This window comes from Lysinibacillus sp. JK80 (genome assembly GCF_027557635.1).
Classification (GTDB): domain Bacteria; phylum Bacillota; class Bacilli; order Bacillales_A; family Planococcaceae; genus Lysinibacillus; species Lysinibacillus capsici.
On sequence record NZ_CP058997.1, the window covers coordinates 3,967,605 to 3,988,362 of the forward strand.

A 20,758-nucleotide genomic window follows, 5' to 3' on the forward strand; every position below is an offset into this window, starting at 1 on the left:
GAACAGATTATGTGTCTTTCTCTTTCGCACTTTTATCAATTCGATAATACTCAGCTATTTGAATAACTCGTACATGTTTTGTGTGCAGTTCATGGTATATCCCCCTACTATCCGTAAAGGAAATATATTGATCACGTTCATTTTTCACTAATTTTTCTGCCTCTTGTTGCGATTCAATAAAAATGAATCTTCGTACATAATGTACCTCATCAAAAAAATACGTAATTTTAAATTCCTTCATCTTTATGCCCCTTAATCCTGCAATGTCACCGCTTATTCTGTCCAGAAACTGAAAAACCTTGCATTCCTAAAATTACATAAAACATATGATGCATATAGTAGAGCAATAAACCTTTGCATTGGAGGGAACAATAATTGATTCATACTGTCAAAGCTGGTGAAACCCTTACTCAAATTTCTCAAGATTACCGTACATCTTTGGCATCCATTCTCGCTGCTAATCCAGGAATTCAGCCTGATCATCTTTTCATGGGTCAACAAATCGTCATCCCTGGCTTGCCTGAGCCCGACACAATTCCTTACCGTATTGAGATATCTACCAACAATCGCTGGCTCCGTTTATATAGAGACAATATCCTTCAAAAACAATACCCAATTGCAGTTGGACGCATGCTTCACGAAACACCAGTAGGTAGTTTTATGATCATCAATAAAGCGCCAAACCCTGGTGGTCCTTTTGGCACGATGTGGATGAGTCTTTCTAAACAACACTACGGAATTCATGGCACAAATGATCCTAGCTCTATTGGGCATGCTGTTTCACATGGGTGTATCCGCATGCAAAATCGAGATGTTGAAGAGCTAGCCAGTATTGTGCCAATAGGTACAGAAGTAGTGATTCATCCCTAACTTAAAAGGCTATCTAGTTAGTTTAGATAGCCTCTTGTTTTACTTATCTTGTTCTCTAGCCTGTGCGAGCTTCGTTAAATAGTATTGCTCCTCACGCCACATATGGTCCGCCATAGGAGCTGTAAATGAACCTAGCACCTCTGCACTTAGCTCCATTTCTTCTAGCTCTCTTAAAAATGTTTTAAATAATGTCATTTCAAGCTCAACATCTTTACTAAAGCGTTTTAAAGCAGGAAAGGAATTCATATTCGTACGTAAATAGCCTGTTAATTCAACAGCCTTTAAATAAAATTGCTCAAAGTGTTGAGCAAACTCATGGCTCTTTTGCTTCAAACGCTTCTCAACACCATCTAAATCATCATTAATAATGCCTGCATGACCGGAGGCATCTAAAAGCCAAACTAAATGATGATGAAGCTCATGAAAAATAGGTGGTGCTTCTTCTTTTTTTAAATAACCCAGCACATTTTGATATTCTTCTAATTCATTAACCATATGATTGACAAACGTAGGCGTTAAATGAATCCCAATATCCCCCAATAGTTGATGTCTGAGTAGATGAAGCTTGAACTGCTTAAATTGCTCAACATTGTCGTCCACGGACACTGAAAAGGATACAGCATTTGAATCATCGAGTGAAGGGACATAGGTAAGTAACTGCGAGAATTGATAAATATACATATGGGCTCTTTGAATATCTTCTTCTTCTGAGGGATAAAGGGCGTCATGAATAAATTGAGCGTGGTTTTGCATGATTTCTAGCCAAAATCTATGCTCGAAAATGGCATGTTGCACAAAATTTGACAAAGGTCTACCTCCTCTTATCTTGATTTTAGAGAAATAAACTAAAAAACTTCCCTCGAGCTGTCTTTGCTTTCTGTTATCTCCCCATTCTATTCTTCGTGCTATACAATTAGTCTTACTGTAAATTTCGTATAGGATGAAATACTAAAAGCTATACTACCTATGGCAAAACCATTTAGATGGCTTTATTTAAAACTATAGGAGGGAAATACGTTGTCAACAAGTAAACAGCTATTATCCATATTCGCCCTAGGTGGGATAAATGAAATTGGTAAAAATATGTATGTAGTACAATATGCAGATGACATAATTATTATTGATTGTGGAGCAAAATTTCCAGATGAAACCCTGCTCGGAATTGATTTAATCATTCCTGATATTACATTTTTACTTGATAATAAGGAGAAAATTAAGGCATTAATTGTCACACATGGACATGAGGATCATATTGGTGGAATTCCCTATTTATTAAAAAAATTAAACGTCCCTGTGTATGCTACCCGATTCACCCTCGGACTTATTGAGTTAAAGCTTAAGGAACATAAACTTTTAAGAGAAACGGATTTAATTGAAATTCATGCTGATTCAGCACTACATTTAGGACAAATCGATATTAGTTTCTTTAGAACCAATCATAGTATACCCGATTGTTTAGGAATCGTTTTAGCTACCCCTGAAGGAAATGTTGTCCATACGGGAGACTTTAAATTTGATCTAACGCCCGTTAACAATCAGTTTGCTGATATTCATAAAATGGCTGAAATCGGTTCAAAGGGTGTGCTTGTCCTTATTTCAGAAAGTACAAATGCAGAAAGACCAGGTTTGACCCCTTCTGAGCAACTTGTAGGGCATCATATCGAGGAAGCCTTTTTACATGCTGAACGAAAAGTAATCATCTCAACCTTTGCTTCAAATGTTAATCGCATCCAACAAATCGTACATGCTGCAATTGCCACCAATAGGAAGCTAGCTTTAGTAGGGCGTAGCATGGTCAATGTCGTTGATGTCGCGATTGAACGAGGTTATTTATTTGTACCAGAAGATCTGTTAATTGATGCACGAGAGGTCAAATACCTCCCACCAGAAGAGGTCGTGGTCCTCTGCACAGGTAGCCAAGGTGAGCCTCTAGCTGCACTAGCAAGAATAGCAAATGGTAATCATCGTGAAATTAAGGTTTTACCAGACGATACAGTCATTCTTGCGGCTTCACCAATCCCAGGTAATGAAAAGGGCGTTTCTCGCATTGTAGACAATTTATTTCAGCTTGGTGCTAAGGTTATTTATGGTTCTTCAAGTCATACAGGTATGCATGTATCAGGACATGGTCATCAAGAGGACTTGAAACTTATGCTGACGTTTATGAAGCCTAAATTCTTCATCCCTATTCATGGTGAGTATCGTATGTTACATCAACATCGTTTATTAGCAGAATCTATTGGCGTTCAAAAGGGACATACATTTATTATGAAAAATGGTGATGTAGTTGATATTGAAAATTCAAAGGCAAGGCAGACACGGAAAATTCCTGCTGGGGATACCTATGTTGATGGGATTGGCATTGGTGAGGTGGAAGGTATTGTCCTCCGTGATCGCAAGCAACTTTCAGAAGACGGAATGCTTGTTATTGTGTTGACACTCAATAAAGCTGACGGAGCTTTTATTTCAGAACCCGATACCATTTCACGTGGTTTTGTTTATGCTAAAGATTTCGAGGCACTGTTAACTAAAGTCAATGTGCTTACCAAAGAAATCGTCAATGAGCTTCAAGAAGAGGGCAGACAGCAAATACATGTCCTTCGCCGAGAAATTAAAAGAGCTGTTGGACAATATTTATTTACCCAAACAAAAAGAAAGCCCATGATTTTACCAATTATTATTGAAATTTAACAAGTCGGTGCAAGGATTGCCCAATCCATTTGCACCGACTTATGTTAATTGCTCAACCTTTGAAAGGAATCATTTAAGAAATCTCCATTATAAACCTTATGTAACATATCAGCATATAAATATTGGAGCTGTTCAAAGCTATGATGTAAGTTTTTTGAATGCTGATTTACTTGTTTTGATACATTATCGAAATACTGTGGAAGTTTTTCTACCGCTGTGACTAAAGAATCTTTATTCATTAATAAATGTTGAATAGCGTTTAATAGTTGAGCTGCTCTATGCTGTATATCAAGAGGCGGTAATTCAATTATTAAACGAAGGATATGACGCCTCTCTTTATTTATTTGATACCATTTAAAAAAGTGAAATAAATAGTCACTAACAACAATGGATTCATTTGGAATAATGGCAATGATATCATGACCGATGCACACAGCTTTTTTACATTGATAAATAATGGTTTCCTTTAAATTTAATTTGTTGAGAAGAATGCTTTTTGCAGGTACCAGTGACAAATTTAATGAATCAACCGTGTGATCAATCTTTGGCACTTGACTAGCATCATCATCTACCAATAATTTCAATAGTGTTGCTTTGGTGATAAAAGGAGTACCTTCCCTAGTAAAACATTGATCGTTCACAATTAAATGACCAATTTGGACTTTTGCTATTTCTTCTAAAAAAAACTGCTTCACCATGTATGAACCCTCCAATCCTCTGTCCCAATTAATACCCTAAATACAATCTTCATTAACGCATACCTAGTTATTTATTTAGGTCATTTGTCTGGATAAAAGTATTACTCTAAAGATTGTACCATTTTAATGTAACTTTTTCTCTATTATACCACTATAATAGTATAGTCATTTCCATTGTTTTTCACTAGCTTTTAACATAGAGGTGAATCATATGTCAGATTTTTTAAAGCTAGTAGGTGAACAACTTCGGATTATTCGATTATCTAAAGGACTTAGCCAAGAAGAAGTGGCTGAAAGAACAGGGAAGTTAGGTTTCAGTAAAGGAAGAGTTTCCAATATTGAGCATGGACAATCTAATATTACCTTAAGTACTTTGGAAACAATCATGAAGGCATTAGACATTACCCCTGAGGAGCTATTTAATTTTCAAAAATTATCTGGCGTTACTGATATTGAGGAGAAAAACCTCATGCTAGACATTCATCGCTCATTATTAAGAGAACGAAATTTAGACGAGGTAAAATATGTAGTTCGTATAACGAAGGATTTTTTAGATACGATTGATTCTCAATCAAAGAAAAACAGCTCTAACGGTCAATGACCATTGGAGCTGCTTTTTTATTTCAAAGTAACTTTTAGTAGCTACATACCAAACTTTTGACGATAGCCACATTTTCTACATAATTCTTCCACAGCTTCTCTTCTTGAGAAGCCTTCAACAATCTTATTGGCACGCTCCCCTTCTACAATGTCGGAGAAGGATTTTTCATGTACATTTCCTAAATTAATGACACCTTCCCCATCCAAACAGCAAGGTACTACGGTACCATCCACCAATATAGCTGCTTGACTACGCAGTGCATGGCAAAAACCCTTACCTTCATCCTCTGGCTCTAGGAGACTTGGCCATCTAAACTCATGATCCTGATTTAAATATACATGAGGCGCAATTTTTACCCCTTTACCAGGTTCTACTTTTTCTTCTATACGATAATCAAGATGATACTCATTTTCTAATATTTCTAAAGTCTCGCGGTTGCGACGAGCTGCAACATCCGAAACATGATCCTGTTGTAGATTCCATAAACGATAGGAAATAATCGTATTGTATTCCCTAGAATCTCGCACAAAATCCAATATATCCTCTAAATATTTTTCACGATTTTCAGAGCCTTCATGCCCATCAAAGCTATGCAACGAGAAATTAATTTGACGTAATGCTGGCTTTCCTAATATTTTCTCGCGATTTTTTTTGATTAGCGTACCATTCGTTGTAATATTGACTTTGAATCCTTTTGCATGGGCAGCGTCTAATAGCTGATCAATTCTTGGATGTAGTAATGGCTCTCCTTTCACATGCAAATAAATATATTTTGTATGTGGACGAATTTCATCTAATATTTTATTAAATTGTTCGACTTTTATAAGCCCCTTTGCACGCGCTGTAGGTGGACAAAAACTACATGCTAAATTACAAACACTCGTAATTTCTATATAAACCTTTTTAAATGTTCTCAATGTTGCTTCTCCGTTCCCATTCACTAAATAATCAAATCTCATTCATTTTAACAAATTTATTGGATAGATAGCAAAAATCGTTGAGCTTCCCTCTGGACACTCCTACCTTTTCTCTAGGTAACATGGCTACACGTACAGGTGGGTTCAAGAAGCGCTAATATCTTAATAGTAATAGGAAAGGAAGGGAGGAGAAACGATGTCTGGTTTTAATTCTAAAAAATTTTATGGACCTGACGAACCTGAGCAGGAATCCTCTAACAAACAAGGGAAAAATCATATAACAATAAACTTCACATTCAATATAGGAAATACAGATTTTCACTTTGAGCAACGTGCAGAAGGCGGAGGCCAAATCAATCATGATGTAGGCACAAATGCCAACCAAGGTGGACAAAATGCTAGTAACGGTAGTCACACACGCAACGTCAATTCGCAATTTGCTGACGGTAATGGAAGAAGTGGTATTGCTGGTAATAATAATGACGAAGCTGGTGGGCAACAAGGCATTAAAGTACGGGATAGTCTTGTCATTGAAAGTGATATTCATTCATCCTCTAACCATAGTGAAAGTAATGAAGAAACTGATGTATTAACTGAAGAAGATGAGTAGATTGGTTTCAAAAAGATCATGTCAGTAGCAAAAAAAAGGCCATTTTACACGAAGAGGCTCTGTGCTCTGCCACTGGAAAGCAAGTAGCCTGCAACCGATTGTTGACCTTTCAAAAAAAATACTATTGATGGTTTTGTTTTTTGACACGATGAAAAAACTTCTATCTGCTTGATGGTACCCTCAACAGATAGAAGTTTTTTTATTATACATTGCGTTTATAATTTTTTGTGCCGTCATATGAATAGAGCATCGGCTTTTTATCGACATAGGTTTCTAAATGAACAGGACGTCCCCATAGCTGGTAAATATAAGGTAATACATTTTCTAAATAGTGTGGATCTAACTCCATCCCTTCATAGCCATGAACTAAATATAGCTCGCCATTCCGCAAATAATCGCCATTTTTTACAACAATATATGGGAAGCCTCCGTTTACACGCATGGATACGAGTTGATCGCGAACTATCTCATGATCCTTATCCGTTATACGGTATTCATTCCCTTTCTTTTGGAACAAGTACAAATCTTCACGCTTCGCTAAATCCTTTGTTAAATAGTTTCGAATAAAGGAAATATCTGATTCTACCTCTCTTACCTCAAAAATCTTTTCACGTCCCGTATTTGGCAAAATACCTAACCGTTTCATTTCCTCGGTAGGATTATTATAGCGATTTTCAATATCCTCGAAAATTTTAATCCCAAGATAATATGGATTAATCGATGTTTTGGAGGGCTGCACAACCCCCGCATTTAATTTGGCATATTCGATAGTTTCAGCAGTAGTTAACTTTAGCTCCCGCATGATTCGTTGATGCCAGAATGAGGCCCAACCCTCGTTCATTATTTTAGTCTCTAATTGAGGCCAAAAATAAAGCATTTCCTCTCGCATCATTGTTAATATATCTCGTTGCCAGTCTTCCAATTCACGGCTATGTTCCTCTAAGAATAACAACAGGTCCTTTTCTGGCTGAGGAGGAAATTGCTTTAATCTGCGTCGAATTGGTTTATAAACTTTTTCTTTTTCTTCTATACTCCATAAATCATCATACGGTGATTTTGTTGGTGGTTTTTCCTCCTCAAGCTCATCCTCCTCACTCCAGGATAGCTTCGGTCTTAAAATTGATGGATCAATATGTTCTTGAATAGCTAAAACAGCATCTAAAAACTGCTCCACCTCATCCTTGCCATACTCTCTCTCATAGCCAGCTATTCGCTCCGCAGTTGCGGTCATACTTTCTACCATATCTCTTCTTGTATTAGAAAAACGTATATTATTTTTGAAGAAATCGCAGTGTGCTAGAACATGGGCAATAATCAATTTATTTTGGGTTAAAGTATTGGTATCGAGTAAAAATGCATAGCAAGGATTTGAATTAATGACAAGCTCATAAATCTGACTAAGTCCTAAATCATATTGAAGCTTCATTTTATGAAATTGTTTTCCAAAGCTCCAATGGGAAAAGCGCGTGGGCATACCGTAGGCGCCAAATGTATAAATAATATCTGCTGGACAAATTTCATAACGCATTGGATAAAAATCTAAGCCAAAGCTTGAGGCAATTTCGGTAATTTCATCTATTGCACGATGAAGCTCTTTTGTGTCCATTTTACGCCCCCTCCTTTGAACGTGGTGCTGAGGATACTTCCATGTTACTCTTCACTTTTCTTGAAAAAGCTCTTTAAGGCGTCATACACATCGCCTTTTTTTCTCAGAATATGGTATCTGAATTTAGGATCATCAATTTTTTTATACGTATACATAAGCGTTGAGAAACGGTTATGCTGATTCACCTCACCATAGCCAAACATGCTGGATACATCCATTAACTCTCCTACTAACTTCAAGCACTTTTCATTGTCCATCGATATATTTTCACCATCTGAAAAATGGACAGGATAAATATTGTAGCGAGACGGATGATATTTATCCTGAATTAATTCCAATGCCTTTTTATAAGCTGAAGAACAAATGGTTCCACCACTTTCGCCCTTTGTAAAAAACTCCTCTTCTGTGACAACCTTTGCCTCAGTATGATGAGCAATAAATTCAATTTCTACTGTTTCATATTTTGACCGTAAAAACTTCGTCATCCAAAAGAAGAAGCTTCTCGCACAATATTTTTCAAATGCGCCCATTGAGCCACTTGTATCCATCATGGCGAGCACTACTGCTTTGGATTCTGGCTTCTCCACTTCATCCCATGTTTTAAAACGTAAATCGTCATTGTGGATTGGCGTTATTTCTGCTTTCCCATGCATCGCATTGCGCTTTAATGCATTTAAAATGGTACGCTTTTTATCGACATTACCCATGAGTCCTTTTTTACGAATATCATTAAACTCTATTTTTTCTGTTTTAATATCTGCCTTTTCTTTTTGCTGTAAATTAGGTAACTCTAGTTCATGAAATAAAACATTTTGAATTTCCTCAATACTGACTTCCGCTTCATAATAATCTTGGCCAGGCTTGTCACCCGCTTCTTTTCCTTTACCTGGAGCCTGATTGGCCTTACTGCCATCCCGCGCTACTACATCTCCAACACTACTATCCCCTTGTCCCTGCCCTACATGCTTAGAGTTATCATAGTTATATCGAATTTTATATTCATCAAGTGACCGAATTGGTATCTTAATAACCTCGCGACCATTGGACATCACAATACTTTCTTCGCTAACTAAATCAGGTAAATTATTTTTAATCGCATCTTTCACTTTTTCCATATGGCGTTGTTGGTCCTGGTGCCCTTTACGATGGAGGGACCAATTTTCCTGAGAAATGACAAAGCGTTTATTTTCGTGTTCAGTCATTTTTATCCTCACCCATCTATCAAATTCGCTTTTTCTATACTATGCTTGTGAGCTAAATTTTTGAACTTTTTTCATAAAATCAATTGTATATTTATCAATCACGCCTCAAACGTCCAGATTTTTTTCGACCATGCTCTAAAGTATCTCTTCAAAGTCTCGGACATCTTCTCCTCCTGATAATAAAAGGAGTGCCCTAAAAATGGGACACTCCTATCTTAATTGGAACAATGAACATCAAGTTATCGATTGAGTAAACTTCCTACATACTGTAGCAACTCATTTGCTGATGTTGTATTATAGCCATGTTCATCAACAAGCCTTGCCACAACCTCATTAATCTTCTTCAGTTGAGATTCATCTGGCATTTTAGAAGAAGTAGTAATTTTAACGATATCTTTTAAATCTGCAAATAATTTCTTCTGAATGGCCTCTCGCAATCTTTCATGAGAATTATAATCAAAACGTTTACCTTTTCGTGCATAGGCAGAAATTCGAATGAGAATCTCTTCACGGAATGCCTTTTTAGCATTTTCTGAAATGCCAATTTGCTCCTCAATCGAGCGCATTAATTTTTCATCTGGATTCATTTCTTCCCCAGTAAGTGGATCATAAATTTTATTTTTATTACAGAATGCCTCTACATTATCAAGGTAGTTATTCATCAATGTTTTTGCCGATTCCTCATAGGAGTACACAAAAGCCTTTTGTACTTCATTTTTAGCAATCTCATCATATTCTCTACGAGCAACCGCAATGTAATTCATGTATTTTTCACGATCCTCTTGAGAAATCGATGCATGCTGATCTAACCCATCCTTCAATGCTCGTAAAACGTCTAATGCATTTATCGATGGTATCTCTTTGCGGATAATAGCAGAAGAAATACGGTTAATAATATAGCGTGGATCAATACCGTTCATGCCTTCATTCGGGAACTCTTTCTTCAGCTCCTCTAAGTCAACGGAATTAAATCCCTCCACATTTTCTCCGTCGTACAAGCGCATTTTTTTAATTAGATCCACACCTTGTTTTTTCGGAACTTCCAAACGAGTGAGAACCGAAAAGATTGCTGCGGCCTTTAAAGCATGCGGTGCAATATGGACATGGGACATATCGCTCTCTTTTATCATCTTTTCATAAATATGCTCTTCCTGACTAACTTTGAGGTTGTAGGGAATTGGCATAACGATAATTCGAGAATGTAATGCCTCATTCTTTTTGTTCGAAATAAATGAACGATACTCTGTTTCATTTGTATGAGCAACGATTAACTCATCTGCACTAATTAAAGCAAATCTTCCTGCTTTGAAATTTCCTTCCTGCGTTAATGATAATAAATTCCATAAGAATTTTTCATCTAGTTTTAGCATCTCCTGGAATTCCATCATTCCTCTATTGGCCTTATTCAGCTCCCCATCAAAGCGGTAAGCACGAGGATCCGACTCTGAACCAAATTCACCAATTGTAGAAAAATCAATACTTCCTGTTAAATCTGCAATATCCTGTGATTTAGGGTCTGATGGTGTAAATGTCCCTATACCCACACGTTTATCTTCTGAAAAAGTAATACGTTCAATCATTACATTTTCAATGCGTCCATCGTATTCCTTTTCAAGACGCATTGTATTTAAAGGCGATAAACTTCCTTCAATTCTAATCCCATATTCCTCAAAGAACTCATTACGCAAATGATGTGGAATTAAATGGAGCGGATCTTCATGCATTGGACATCCCTTAATTGCGTAAACTGCACCTTCATCAGTTCGCGAATATTGCTCTAATCCGCGTTTTAGTAAGGTAACGATAGTTGATTTACCACCACTAACTGGTCCCATTAATAATAAAATACGTTTTCTAACATCTAACCTGCGTGCTGCTGGATGGAAATATTCCTCCACCAGTCTTTCAATTGCTGTTTCAAGCCCAAAAATTTCTTGTCCGAAAAATTTGTACATTTTTTGCCCATCGCGTTCCTCTACACCAGAACTTTTTATCATATTGTAGACGCGTGAATGGGCTGTTTGAGCAACTTCAGGTCTTTCCCTAATGATGTTTAAATAATCTGCAAATGTCCCTTCCCACTTCAGCCTGTTTTCTTCTTCGCGATAGTTTTTCACTTTATCTAAAATGTTAATAGCCTTCCCTCCATTCAGGGCTTGATTTATAACATAGTATGAAGTTAATGGCATGATGATACCATTACTTTTTCTTTGATGAAGTTTCTTCTTATTATTTCTATTTTTGGGGGCAAAAAAATTGCCGATATATCAACTGTTTTCATACATAGAACCTTACTGAATGAAGATAAAAATTTCGGTTATTCTAACGTTAGAAAGGAGGTCCATCATTGCATCGCCATTTTATATTTCTTTTCACATTTTTATTTTTAGGGATTATGCTGTACCCTTCTGCCTCTTTTGCAAAGGAGGATCTTACAGAAGAAGAAATTTTACAGCAGCGTATGTCCTATTATGTACAATTCGATGAATTACTCATTCCATGGCATTTTTTAGCTGCTATCGATCAGTATGAGAGAAACCTACAATCAGTTCGTAAAGACATCCCTAAACGAGAAGGCTATTTGGCTATCCAATTTTCTGATGAATACTGGTCAGGTGCATTAAATCCTGTAAAGGAAGACACTTCTCCTGAGACAATTAGCTATTTCGGAGGAATGGGCCTTGACGGTAATCATGATGGAATCGCTAGTCCAAAGGATGATGAGGATGTCATTTTTTCGATGGCTAGTTATTTAGGGAAATTTGGAACAACAGATGAGGATTTTAAATTAGCATTATGGGAATATTACGGAAGCGAAGAAGCAGTCAATCAAATATTTACCATCTCCACATTGTACAGACATTTTAAAACTATAGAACTTGATGCACATACCTTCCCGCTAAATATCCGCTCTGATTACAGTTACAGGGGCACTTGGGGCGCCAATCGTGGTTGGGGTGGACGCCGTATTCATGAGGGAACTGATATTTTTGCCAGCTATGGAACGCCTGTATTATCTACCTCTTATGGAATAGTGGAGGTAAAAGGATGGAATCAATTTGGTGGCTGGCGTATTGGTATTCGCGACAATCATAATTCCTACCACTATTATGCCCACCTCGGTAGCTATCATAAGGAAATTGAAGTAGGTACAATTGTTAAACCTGGTACTGTTCTTGGCTATGTCGGAAGCTCTGGATATGGGAAAGAAGGTACATCGGGCAAATTCCCTCCACATCTCCATTATGGTATTTATAAATTTAATGGAAAAACTGAATGGGCTTTTGACCCTTATCCTTCCCTTCTACAGTGGGAACGCCAGGCGAAAAATCAAAAACAATAGAGAATCCTTTACTTATGGCACTTGAAGCATTTTGCTTCAGGTGTATTTTCTTACTATATAGGAAATTCTACATAAACATATAAATTAGTTGTTAGACATCTATATATATTTAACTATAAATAAAAGGAAAATAATTATATCATTGTACTAAGAAACTATTTTTAAATATTTCTACCGAAAGGCTTATTAATACGCATAATTAGTTATAAAATAATACTTGTGTTGAAAAAATTTCTCAATGAGATAGTAAAGGGATGGGAAAATGAAAGGCATTATCAAGTTTAAAACACTTAAAACACGAATTTTAAGTGCATTTATTCTTTTGTTAGTTTTAGTAGTTAGCTTTACAACCTACACTTACAATTCCAATACAAATATGGAAAAACAAGCAAAAGATTTAGTGAAAGAAGATTTAGTTGTTTTAGATGCAAGTAAAAATTTAGCACTCTCTATGAGTGTCCGTCTATCTGCAGCGTTAAATTATGTGTTGACAGGCGACGAAAAATACAAAGAATCATTTGATGAGTATCGCAAAATGGCTGAGGAAAATAATGCTATTCTAGACAAATATGAAAAATCAGATGAACGCGATCAACTTGTAGCAATCGCTCGTGATTGGAGTACCCTTGTCAATACAGAGGTATTTGATATCTACCAAAAGGGCAATAAAGAATTAGCTTTAGAAAATTTAATGGATACACATGAACTCGTAACGAAAGTGCGATATGGTTACGAAAAACTGGCAGATGAACGCGCTAAAGCCATTACAGATGTCGGTAATGATGTTGTATCAACTAGCTCTGAGAATCGAACAATTGGTATCGTCTTTAGCTTGATTCTAACTATAGCTGGTATTCTAATTGCCATTATCACAGCCAGTACCATCTCTAAACCTGTTACAGTAGTAGCCGACCGGATGAAAGAATTAGCAGATGGAAATTTGCAACTAGAGCCTCTGCCTGTAAAAGCCCGAGATGAAATTGGAACATTAATGGTAGCAGCCAATGACATGAACGAAAAATTAAAACAAACGATCCAGTCTATCTACTCGGTTTCTGAAACAGTAGCAGCTAGTAGTGAAGAACTTGCTCAATCATCGAATGAGGTACAAGCAGGTACTGAGCAAATTACAGTAACGATGCAAGAGCTGGCATCTGGTACAGAAACACAAGCATCTACCACAGGTGATTTGGCAGAAACAATGACAGCATTTAAGCGTAGCATTCATGAAACTACACAAGAGGGCATTGAATTAAGCGAACATTCTAGTCATGTTCAAAAATTAACGGTTTCAGGGAAAAGTTTAATGGTGCAATCTACCAAACAAATGGCTACAATCAATGAAATTGTATTAGACTCTGTGAAAAAGGTAGAAAATTTAAATGAACAGTCTGCTGAAATATCCAAGCTTGTGTCAGTTATCGATGATATTTCAAACCAAACAAATTTACTTGCATTAAATGCAGCAATCGAAGCAGCACGAGCAGGTGAGCATGGCAAGGGCTTTGCTGTTGTGGCAGATGAAGTCAGAAAGCTTGCTGAGCAAGTACAGTTCTCTGTCACGGATATTGCAACAATTGTCCAGCGTATTCAAGGTGAAACTGGCAATGTAACATCTGCCCTTCAGACTGGCTATGAGGAAGTAAAAAGAGGAACCACACAGCTCGATGAAACTAATGAAACATTTGAAAAAATTTCTGATGCTGTTGGGGATATGATAGTTAATATTTCAACGATTACAACGAATTTAAATCAGCTTGCTCAAAATTCGGAAACCATTAATGCTTCTATTGATGATATGGCCTCCATTTCACAGGAATCCGCTGCTGGCGTTGAGCAAACAACAGCAACTGTTGAGGAAACCGCCGCTACAATGGATGAAATCGCTAGAAGTGCAAATCAGCTTGCTGGAATGGCCGAAGAGTTAAATACGCAGCTACAGCAATTTAAAATTTAATCATCTAAACAACAAAGGCTATCTCAAATTTTTCTATTTTGAGATAGCCTTCTCTCTTATTGCCAATGACTTATTGGCACTCGTTCCAGTTCATGACGTTTAATAATAACACTTATCTTTTGAAACCATTTCTCACAAAGCTCTATGGCTTCTTTATAGTCATCCTCCTCTTTTGATATGGGATCTTCACTATTATCCATGAACATATATTCTTGAATAGGCTCTGATAAATGATCTACTACTAACTTTAGCGATAGCTGTGAAATTGTATCTTCTTCTACCTCCTCTTCTTCTATTTCATCTGCTTCAGCAAGTAAGGAACCACTCATTAGATGATTCTTTGTTCTAACCGTAAATACTTCATCTTCCATGATGGCAACCTCATATATTCTGTTAAATGGAACCTCTATAATTTTTAGTTCTTCGTCTAAAGCTTCTCTTCGGGCAAAAATAAGCATGTTTGTCTGTTCATTTAACAGTAAAGCATTTAAAGCATCATTGGAAACTGTACATTGTGTATGAGGAATAGCCATTATCTCCTCCTCACTAGCTTCCGTCATGGCTGTCAAAGTTTGTATGGCAATATAACGCTCTTTTAAATAACGGATACTCCCTAGACCGACTAAAGCCAGCCCGATTAAAAAAAATAGTTGCTTAATAATGACTAATTCAATGGCATTTGCTAGATAAAGATAGACAATCCCTAATAAAATGAAGAAAATATTTTTCATCCAATTCCCGCCTTTATCAAGATAATCACTAGAAAAATTCAGATGATGTACTAGCAATAGTATTCTTGATTCTATCTTTTCATTCTAATAAAAAACACGAATTCATTGAACTTTACAATGAATCCGTGCTTTTGCTTTTAACGACCAATTAGCTCTTCTTTACTACTTACGTCGTCTAATGTTTTATCTTTTTCTATTTTATGCATCTCAAGAACATGCTCAGATGGCGGAACGAGTATGCTCACCACGACAATTGTGATACCAGTTATAACAACACCTGAAAATACAGGAGCCTGCCATAATTCATTTAATAGACCTATGAAGCCTTCTGATTGGATTGTCAGACTAGGTACGAATGTTAGTGATGTCACAATGTAATAAACTAAGCCAACGGAAATACTTGCCCAAACTGCTGGTGTACTGACACGTTTCCAAAATGGTCCTAAAACGATTGGCCAGAATATTGTTACGAATATAATATCCCAAGCTAAATAAGCTAAATCAATTACTTTTTGGAAACTTACAGCTAGCACTAAACCTAATAAAGCACTAGCTAGAATAATAGATCGCGAAAATCTTAATAGCTTCTTAGGATCAGGATTGTGATTAATAAAATCTAAATAAATATTCTTTGTCACAATCCCTGAAGTCGCTACATAACATGCAGCTACTGTAGACATCCCCATGGCTGCCATGGCTGTTAAGAAAATAGCTGCTAATAAAGGAGGAAAATAACCTTGTGCAAAGGTAAGCATCAATGTTTCTGGGTTTGTGCTTTCAGGATAAATAGACTTAAAGGCTTCCCCTAGCATCCCTGGAATCCAGCTAATTGCAATGACAATAATACCAGCAATAATCATGCTTCTTTGTGCCACCCGTGGACTTTTTGCAGCAGCTACCCTCTGCCCAAGGTCAACTGCAGGGATATCTCCAAGTGCTAGTACAAGATACAAAGTCCAGAATTCTGCTCCTGCCTTCTCAAATAATGTACTGATATTCCACCACTCGGGATTAAATGTAACGTCTGGATAGTAAAACAAAATAAAAATGGTAATACCCAAAATACCTGCCACTGCAAGCGCACCTTGTACGATTTCAGTATAGGCTACTGCCCATAAACCACCAATAACTGAATAAATAGCCGTTAGCGATACAAATAGAAGCGCCGCAGGTATAAAATCAATTTGCAACAATTGCTGAATAATATACGTTCCACCAACTGTTAACGCCGCTGCATTAAAAACTCCAAAAGCAATTGCCATAACAACCCCTGTATAGGCTCCTAGCTTTTTACTGCCATAGCGTAAACCGTAGTAATCTGCTAATGTCCAGCCCTTTAAACGTCGTAATGGCTTTGTCCAAATGAGTGCTCCAAGAATCATACAAGTCCCTAAACCACCCATTGTTGCCGAACCTTCAAAGCCACCACTTGTATAGCCAGAGCCTACCGCTGCAAAAAAGAAGGGAGCTGCTAATAATGCAGCGACTAAACTACCCGTGACAACGGATAAAGGCATGCTCCAGCCAGCAACAATTAAATCCTCGGCTGTGTTGACACGCTTATAGCCTTTATAGCCAATATAATAGATAAATAATAAGTATAAGCAAAAGATAATAATATTTAACATTATTTACTCCTTCGTTTTCCATTAACCGTTCATTACGACCCCACCATTTGGCGTTAAAATTTGACCTGTATAGAAGTCAGCATGATTAGAGGCTAAAAATAATACACTTTTCGCAATTTCTTCTGGTTGTGCTAAACGTTTTAATGGATATTTTGCGGATTCTTCCTCCACATAGTTATCGCCAAACTCTTGTAGAATGTCCGTAAATGTTCCACTAGGAGCAACTGCATTGACAAGTATAGAAGGTGCTAATTCTCTTGCTAAAGCCTTTGTAAAAGCATTAATAGCACCCTTTGCAGCTGAATAATGCGTGAATTCTTCACAACCCAAGCTACCAATATCAGATGAAATATTGATGATTTTTCCTGTATTACGTTCCTTCATTCTTTTTGCTGCTTCACGGCAATTATAGAAACAGCCATATAAATGAACTTTAATCATACGATCCCACTGCTCATCCGTTAAATCTGTAATGCTGGAACCCTGTGCAAATCCAGCGTTATTTACAAGAATATCAAGATTCCCGAGATGCTCGTCCATAAATTGATGCATCGCTTGTACTTCTTGAGAGTTAGAAACATCTGCGTGGAATATTAAAGCTTTCACACCCAACTTTTCTGCTTCTGCACGTACAGCTTCTGCCTCTTGCTCATCCCCAATATAATTAATTAAAATATTGGCTCCATGTTGCGCAAAGCCTAAAGCAATTGCTTTACCGATTCCTTTACTAGAGCCTGTAATTAAAACATTTTTTCCTGTAAAATTAATGTCCATTATGATCATTCTCCAATTTGAATTTTGCCACTAGACCTTGCAGCTCTTCTGCTGTTTTGCCCAGTGATGAAGAGGCATCCTTTACTTCCTGCATGGTAGATAATTGCTCTTGTGTAGAATTCGAGACATTTGAAGAGAACTCTGCTGACTGCTCTGCAGATTGTTTAATATTATTAACAGATGCCGCCACTTCTTCTGAGGATGCAGAAATTTGTTGTGAGGCTGCTGAAATTTCACGTATTTGGCTAGCTACTTCTTCTGAGGAAGTAAGAATTTCTTTAAAGATTTCGCCTACTTCATTGGTAAATGCCATCCCTACCTTAACATCCTCTTTACCTTTCTCCATAACCGTGATAGAAGCGTTTGAATCAGACTGAATAGAACTAATTAAATTGTAAATTTCTGTTGCTGATTGAGAGGATTGTTCAGCTAAGCGTCTCACTTCATCCGCAACAACGGCAAAGCCTTTACCGTGTTCACCTGCTCGTGCCGCTTCGATCGCAGCATTTAAAGCTAATAGATTTGTTTGATCAGCTATAGCAGTAATTAAGCTAACAATTTCACTTATTTTTTTAGTATTAACATGTAGTCCATTAATGGTTGTCCCTATTTGTTCAACAGAATCATTAATTAACTCCATTTGAGCAATAACTTGTTGTACAACTTCATTGCCTCGTTCAGAAGCCTGTGATGCTGAAATAGAGGATTCCGCAGCTACATTTGCAGAATCAGCAATTTGCTGAATACCTGTTGCAGTTTCTTCCATAGCAGCAGCTGTTTCCTCTGTCATGGTCATCGAGGCCTCAGCATTTTGTGTAATTTGATTCATGTCTAGTGCAATATTTGTTGAGCTGTTATAAGTTTCACCAGCATGTACCGTTAATTGATTGGCTGCTGAAGAAACGTGATTGGATGTATTGCGTATGTTTAAAATAATATGTTGCAAATTAGCCACCATTGTACGAATGGATTCAGATAATTTACCAATTTCATCCTTTGATGTCTCTAAATCCACATCTATTAATTCACCATTTGCCACTTGATTGGCAACGTTCACTACTTTTTTCAGTGGCTTTAATAGTCGATCTATAATTATGTAAACTAAAACTAATAAAATTAAAATGCCGATAATGGCAATGACAATTTGCTTAATCACACTTGTTTTAATAATCGTATTGATATAATCAGCGGAGTAATCAATCCCTAATAGGGCAATCAGTTGGCCATTATCATCTTTAATAGGACTAAAAACCGTTCTCCAAGAACCAAAAGGATCCTCGAAAATATCAGTTACCTCTGTACTATTATTTTCAATAGCTAATTTTGCTGTTTCTACATGTTCATCCGCTAAATCAGTAAAAATTTCACCGGCTTCATATACTTCATTTAGATTAGAGGTATAGCCAATTGGATTGACGCCACCCTCATCCTTGACATCCCAAATATAACTCCAGCTCATAATACCTTGCTGGTCCTGAATCATATCAAGTTGCTTTTGGATCTTTGTAAACTTTGCGTTTGTTTCCCCTTTTTCGGACAGCAAATCTTTTACTTCATCACTGTCTAAGTTCATAGCTGTTAATAAACCAACACTTTTTAATTCTTGCTCCAAATCCACATTCATCCGATTATTCAATTCACTAATACTTTGCGTCGTAATAATAGCGATAAGCAGTAATACAACGATAGAGACTGTTAGTAAAAGCTTATTTTTTAATGATGTGTTTTTTAACAACTTCATTTCCCCTTTTCCTCCTTTGAACTTTACTTGCAAAAAAATGCCTATTTCAAAAGAAATAGGCATAAAAGAACAAAAACTAGAATGAGAATGATACAACTAGCACTCTTTTGCAACCCAGCCGCCATAGCATTTATTGCCTTAGACCTGTAGCTTTGCGTCTTTACTTTTCAGTAAATTTGCCTATATTTCCCTACCAAAATTAACACAGTAGGTAAAAGTAGTCAATGCTCTCTACTTAAAACATACATATTTTATACTAGCTGTTCCTTCATTAATAATTATATAAATTACTTAATTATGATTCATCTATTGAACAAAATAAAACAGCTACAACCTCAATTAGCGTTGTAGCTGTCCACTTTCAATTCACTTACCCCTAAGTGTTTGAATAAATTATACGTTTTGTGTGACAAGTAATACGGAAGGTATAAAGGATAACGCAAACATAGCGATATACCATACGGAAGTACGACGTAATGAAAAGCGTACTTTTTTTCGTTCCGCATAAAAAATATCTAACATAACTGCAACAATAAAAGGCATTGTAATACATGCAATAGCTACTAATAAGATGTCAAAATAAATCATACAAGCACCCCTTTGTCTGTGAACATTTTTCATCTTTTTTGTGAACATTTTGTGATAATTTTATTGTACACAATTTCGTCACAAATTGTCAACGAGTTTTAAAGAAAAAAATGGCACTTTATGATTGATATCCATTGTGCATTATGCTCTATATTTATATGTTAGGCCCCTTAAAAAATTTCGTACGAATGAATCGCCACACTCTTTATAATTACGATGACTTGGATTTCTTAAAATAGCACCTAATTCACCTTTTGTAACTTTAATGCCGCCGTCATATAAAATCTCAAGCATCTCCTCAGTTGTTAAAGCTAAAGCAATTTTTACTTTCTTTAGCAGCATATTATTTGGGCTTTCTTTACCTGACACAGGTAAAGGTCCAACAGCCTGTCCTTCTCTTGGTTTCTGAGGCCCGCGTTTAAAAGTAATTAATCCATTTAAAAATGCCTCTAACATTTTATTATTACATTTGATGTATTCCTCTGGCGCTTCTTCCTCATCATTAATCTTAATCAGCATATTTAATACTTCTTCCTTTGTATAATCCATGCCACCAAGTTTAAAAATTTCTACCATATCTACATTTTTTATATCGAACGCATAGCGTAAACGAATTAAGATATCATTATTTGTCATTATATTTCCTCCTTTAATTAACCTTATATAGTAAAGAGCCAGGCTTAATTATAACAGAGAGTTTGCTGATTATTGCTAGCTTTCCACAAGTTGTTGTTGTTAGCAAATAGCGTGTGCATTTCCTACTTTTTAAATGTATGAAAAATTTAATCGCAACCATTCTAA

At 36.6% G+C, this 20,758-nt stretch carries 19 protein-coding genes and 1 riboswitch; of the genes, 6 read left to right on the plus strand and 13 right to left on the minus strand.

All coding sequences use genetic code 11. The features are described from left to right. Nucleotides 1-7 precede the first annotated feature (7 nt). The gene (locus HXV90_RS19960) at nt 8-241 is read right to left on the minus strand and encodes a hypothetical protein (RefSeq protein ID WP_269897876.1); all 234 of its coding nucleotides are present in this window, start codon (nt 239-241) and stop codon (nt 8-10) included. A gap of 134 nt (nt 242-375) precedes the next feature. On the opposite strand from HXV90_RS19960, the gene HXV90_RS19965 reads away from it, so the two are divergent. Further along, a complete protein-coding gene (locus HXV90_RS19965) occupies nt 376-870 on the plus strand; it encodes a L,D-transpeptidase family protein (protein ID WP_048394827.1) in 495 nt (164 codons plus the stop codon). Between the two features lie 39 nt (nt 871-909). On the opposite strand, the gene HXV90_RS19970 is transcribed toward HXV90_RS19965, so the two are convergent. Beyond that, nucleotides 910-1,677, minus strand: coding sequence for a DUF2935 domain-containing protein (locus tag HXV90_RS19970; RefSeq protein ID WP_269897877.1), 768 nt, complete (start codon nt 1,675-1,677; stop codon nt 910-912). Nucleotides 1,678-1,887: 210 nt separating this feature from the next. Between HXV90_RS19970 and HXV90_RS19975 the strand changes: the two genes are divergently transcribed. Next, nucleotides 1,888-3,561: a ribonuclease J gene (locus HXV90_RS19975; RefSeq protein WP_048394832.1), complete on the plus strand. Its 1,674-nt coding sequence runs from the start codon at nt 1,888-1,890 to the stop codon at nt 3,559-3,561. A gap of 44 nt (nt 3,562-3,605) precedes the next feature. On the opposite strand, the gene HXV90_RS19980 is transcribed toward HXV90_RS19975, so the two are convergent. After that, nucleotides 3,606-4,259 carry a restriction endonuclease subunit S domain-containing protein gene (locus HXV90_RS19980; RefSeq protein ID WP_048394834.1) on the minus strand — a complete coding sequence of 218 codons (654 nt, stop codon included), beginning with the start codon at nt 4,257-4,259 and terminating at the stop codon, nt 3,606-3,608. 211 nt (nt 4,260-4,470) lie between these two features. Here HXV90_RS19980 and HXV90_RS19985 point away from each other — a divergent pair, with 211 nt between their 5' ends. Further along, nucleotides 4,471-4,860, plus strand: coding sequence for a helix-turn-helix domain-containing protein (locus HXV90_RS19985; RefSeq protein ID WP_004225641.1), 390 nt, complete (start codon nt 4,471-4,473; stop codon nt 4,858-4,860). A gap of 41 nt (nt 4,861-4,901) precedes the next feature. On the opposite strand, the gene HXV90_RS19990 is transcribed toward HXV90_RS19985, so the two are convergent. After that, nucleotides 4,902-5,777, minus strand: a complete 876-nt coding sequence (locus HXV90_RS19990) for a radical SAM/SPASM domain-containing protein (RefSeq protein ID WP_048394836.1) — start codon at nt 5,775-5,777, stop codon at nt 4,902-4,904. 196 nt (nt 5,778-5,973) lie between these two features. On the opposite strand from HXV90_RS19990, the gene HXV90_RS19995 reads away from it, so the two are divergent. Beyond that, a complete protein-coding gene (locus HXV90_RS19995; RefSeq protein WP_048394838.1) occupies nt 5,974-6,387 on the plus strand; it encodes a hypothetical protein in 414 nt (137 codons plus the stop codon). A 202-nt stretch (nt 6,388-6,589) separates the two neighbouring features. Here the strand turns inward: HXV90_RS19995 and HXV90_RS20000 are convergent, their stop codons facing one another. The 3 genes from HXV90_RS20000 to HXV90_RS20010 all read right to left on the minus strand — a co-directional run bounded on the left by HXV90_RS20000 (nt 6,590) and on the right by HXV90_RS20010 (nt 11,330). Then, nucleotides 6,590-7,993, minus strand: a complete 1,404-nt coding sequence (locus HXV90_RS20000; RefSeq protein WP_269897878.1) for a SpoVR family protein — start codon at nt 7,991-7,993, stop codon at nt 6,590-6,592. A 44-nt stretch (nt 7,994-8,037) separates the two neighbouring features. After that, nucleotides 8,038-9,195, minus strand: coding sequence for a sporulation protein YhbH (gene yhbH, locus HXV90_RS20005; protein WP_048394843.1), 1,158 nt, complete (start codon nt 9,193-9,195; stop codon nt 8,038-8,040). Between the two features lie 239 nt (nt 9,196-9,434). Beyond that, nucleotides 9,435-11,330, minus strand: coding sequence for a PrkA family serine protein kinase (locus tag HXV90_RS20010; protein ID WP_039884612.1), 1,896 nt, complete (start codon nt 11,328-11,330; stop codon nt 9,435-9,437). Nucleotides 11,331-11,542: 212 nt separating this feature from the next. Here HXV90_RS20010 and HXV90_RS20015 point away from each other — a divergent pair, with 212 nt between their 5' ends. Both HXV90_RS20015 and HXV90_RS20020 read left to right on the plus strand, forming a co-directional pair. Next, on the plus strand, nt 11,543-12,538 hold the full coding sequence (locus tag HXV90_RS20015) for a M23 family metallopeptidase (RefSeq protein ID WP_081010945.1): 996 nt from the start codon (nt 11,543-11,545) through the stop codon (nt 12,536-12,538). A gap of 262 nt (nt 12,539-12,800) precedes the next feature. Then, a complete protein-coding gene (locus tag HXV90_RS20020) occupies nt 12,801-14,495 on the plus strand; it encodes a methyl-accepting chemotaxis protein (RefSeq protein WP_269897879.1) in 1,695 nt (564 codons plus the stop codon). Nucleotides 14,496-14,551: 56 nt separating this feature from the next. Here HXV90_RS20020 and HXV90_RS20025 read toward each other — a convergent pair whose 3' ends face one another. From HXV90_RS20025 to HXV90_RS20050, 6 genes are all read right to left on the minus strand, one after another. After that, nucleotides 14,552-15,226 (minus strand): hypothetical protein, encoded by a 675-nt coding sequence (locus HXV90_RS20025; protein ID WP_054548995.1) that lies wholly within the window; start codon nt 15,224-15,226, stop codon nt 14,552-14,554. 137 nt (nt 15,227-15,363) lie between these two features. Then, entirely contained in the window at nt 15,364-16,854 is a 1,491-nt protein-coding gene (locus tag HXV90_RS20030; RefSeq protein WP_048394850.1) for a sodium:solute symporter family protein, read from the minus strand. 21 nt (nt 16,855-16,875) lie between these two features. Further along, entirely contained in the window at nt 16,876-17,628 is a 753-nt protein-coding gene (locus HXV90_RS20035; protein ID WP_009374257.1) for an SDR family NAD(P)-dependent oxidoreductase, read from the minus strand. After that, complete coding sequence (locus HXV90_RS20040; RefSeq protein ID WP_009374258.1) at nt 17,618-19,369, minus strand: methyl-accepting chemotaxis protein; 1,752 nt, start codon at nt 19,367-19,369, stop codon at nt 17,618-17,620. Before HXV90_RS20040 ends, HXV90_RS20035 begins: the two co-directional genes overlap by 11 nt. Before the next feature lie 105 nt (nt 19,370-19,474). Continuing rightward, nucleotides 19,475-19,560, minus strand: a riboswitch (cyclic di-GMP riboswitch). 202 nt (nt 19,561-19,762) lie between these two features. Then, nucleotides 19,763-19,957: a hypothetical protein gene (locus tag HXV90_RS20045; protein ID WP_004225659.1), complete on the minus strand. Its 195-nt coding sequence runs from the start codon at nt 19,955-19,957 to the stop codon at nt 19,763-19,765. Between the two features lie 141 nt (nt 19,958-20,098). Further along, a complete protein-coding gene (locus HXV90_RS20050; RefSeq protein WP_103118849.1) occupies nt 20,099-20,593 on the minus strand; it encodes a YehS family protein in 495 nt (164 codons plus the stop codon). Between the last annotated feature and the right edge of the window lie 165 nt (nt 20,594-20,758).

Excerpts from the sequence above, each read along its gene's own strand:
- HXV90_RS19960 (WP_269897876.1), bottom strand. The coding sequence starts at position 241 with ATGAAGGAATTTAAAATTACGTATTTTTTTGATGAGGTACATTATGTA.
- HXV90_RS19980 (WP_048394834.1), bottom strand. The coding sequence starts at position 4,259 with ATGGTGAAGCAGTTTTTTTTAGAAGAAATAGCAAAAGTCCAAATTGGT.
- HXV90_RS19985 (WP_004225641.1), top strand. The coding sequence starts at position 4,471 with ATGTCAGATTTTTTAAAGCTAGTAGGTGAACAACTTCGGATTATTCGA.
- HXV90_RS19995 (WP_048394838.1), top strand. The coding sequence starts at position 5,974 with ATGTCTGGTTTTAATTCTAAAAAATTTTATGGACCTGACGAACCTGAG.
- HXV90_RS20000 (WP_269897878.1), bottom strand. The coding sequence starts at position 7,993 with ATGGACACAAAAGAGCTTCATCGTGCAATAGATGAAATTACCGAAATT.
- yhbH (WP_048394843.1), bottom strand. The coding sequence starts at position 9,195 with ATGACTGAACACGAAAATAAACGCTTTGTCATTTCTCAGGAAAATTGG.
- HXV90_RS20020 (WP_269897879.1), top strand. The coding sequence starts at position 12,801 with ATGAAAGGCATTATCAAGTTTAAAACACTTAAAACACGAATTTTAAGT.
- HXV90_RS20025 (WP_054548995.1), bottom strand. The coding sequence starts at position 15,226 with ATGAAAAATATTTTCTTCATTTTATTAGGGATTGTCTATCTTTATCTA.
- HXV90_RS20030 (WP_048394850.1), bottom strand. The coding sequence starts at position 16,854 with ATGTTAAATATTATTATCTTTTGCTTATACTTATTATTTATCTATTAT.
- HXV90_RS20035 (WP_009374257.1), bottom strand. The coding sequence starts at position 17,628 with ATGGACATTAATTTTACAGGAAAAAATGTTTTAATTACAGGCTCTAGT.
- HXV90_RS20040 (WP_009374258.1), bottom strand. The coding sequence starts at position 19,369 with ATGAAGTTGTTAAAAAACACATCATTAAAAAATAAGCTTTTACTAACA.
- HXV90_RS20045 (WP_004225659.1), bottom strand. The coding sequence starts at position 19,957 with ATGATTTATTTTGACATCTTATTAGTAGCTATTGCATGTATTACAATG.
- HXV90_RS20050 (WP_103118849.1), bottom strand. The coding sequence starts at position 20,593 with ATGACAAATAATGATATCTTAATTCGTTTACGCTATGCGTTCGATATA.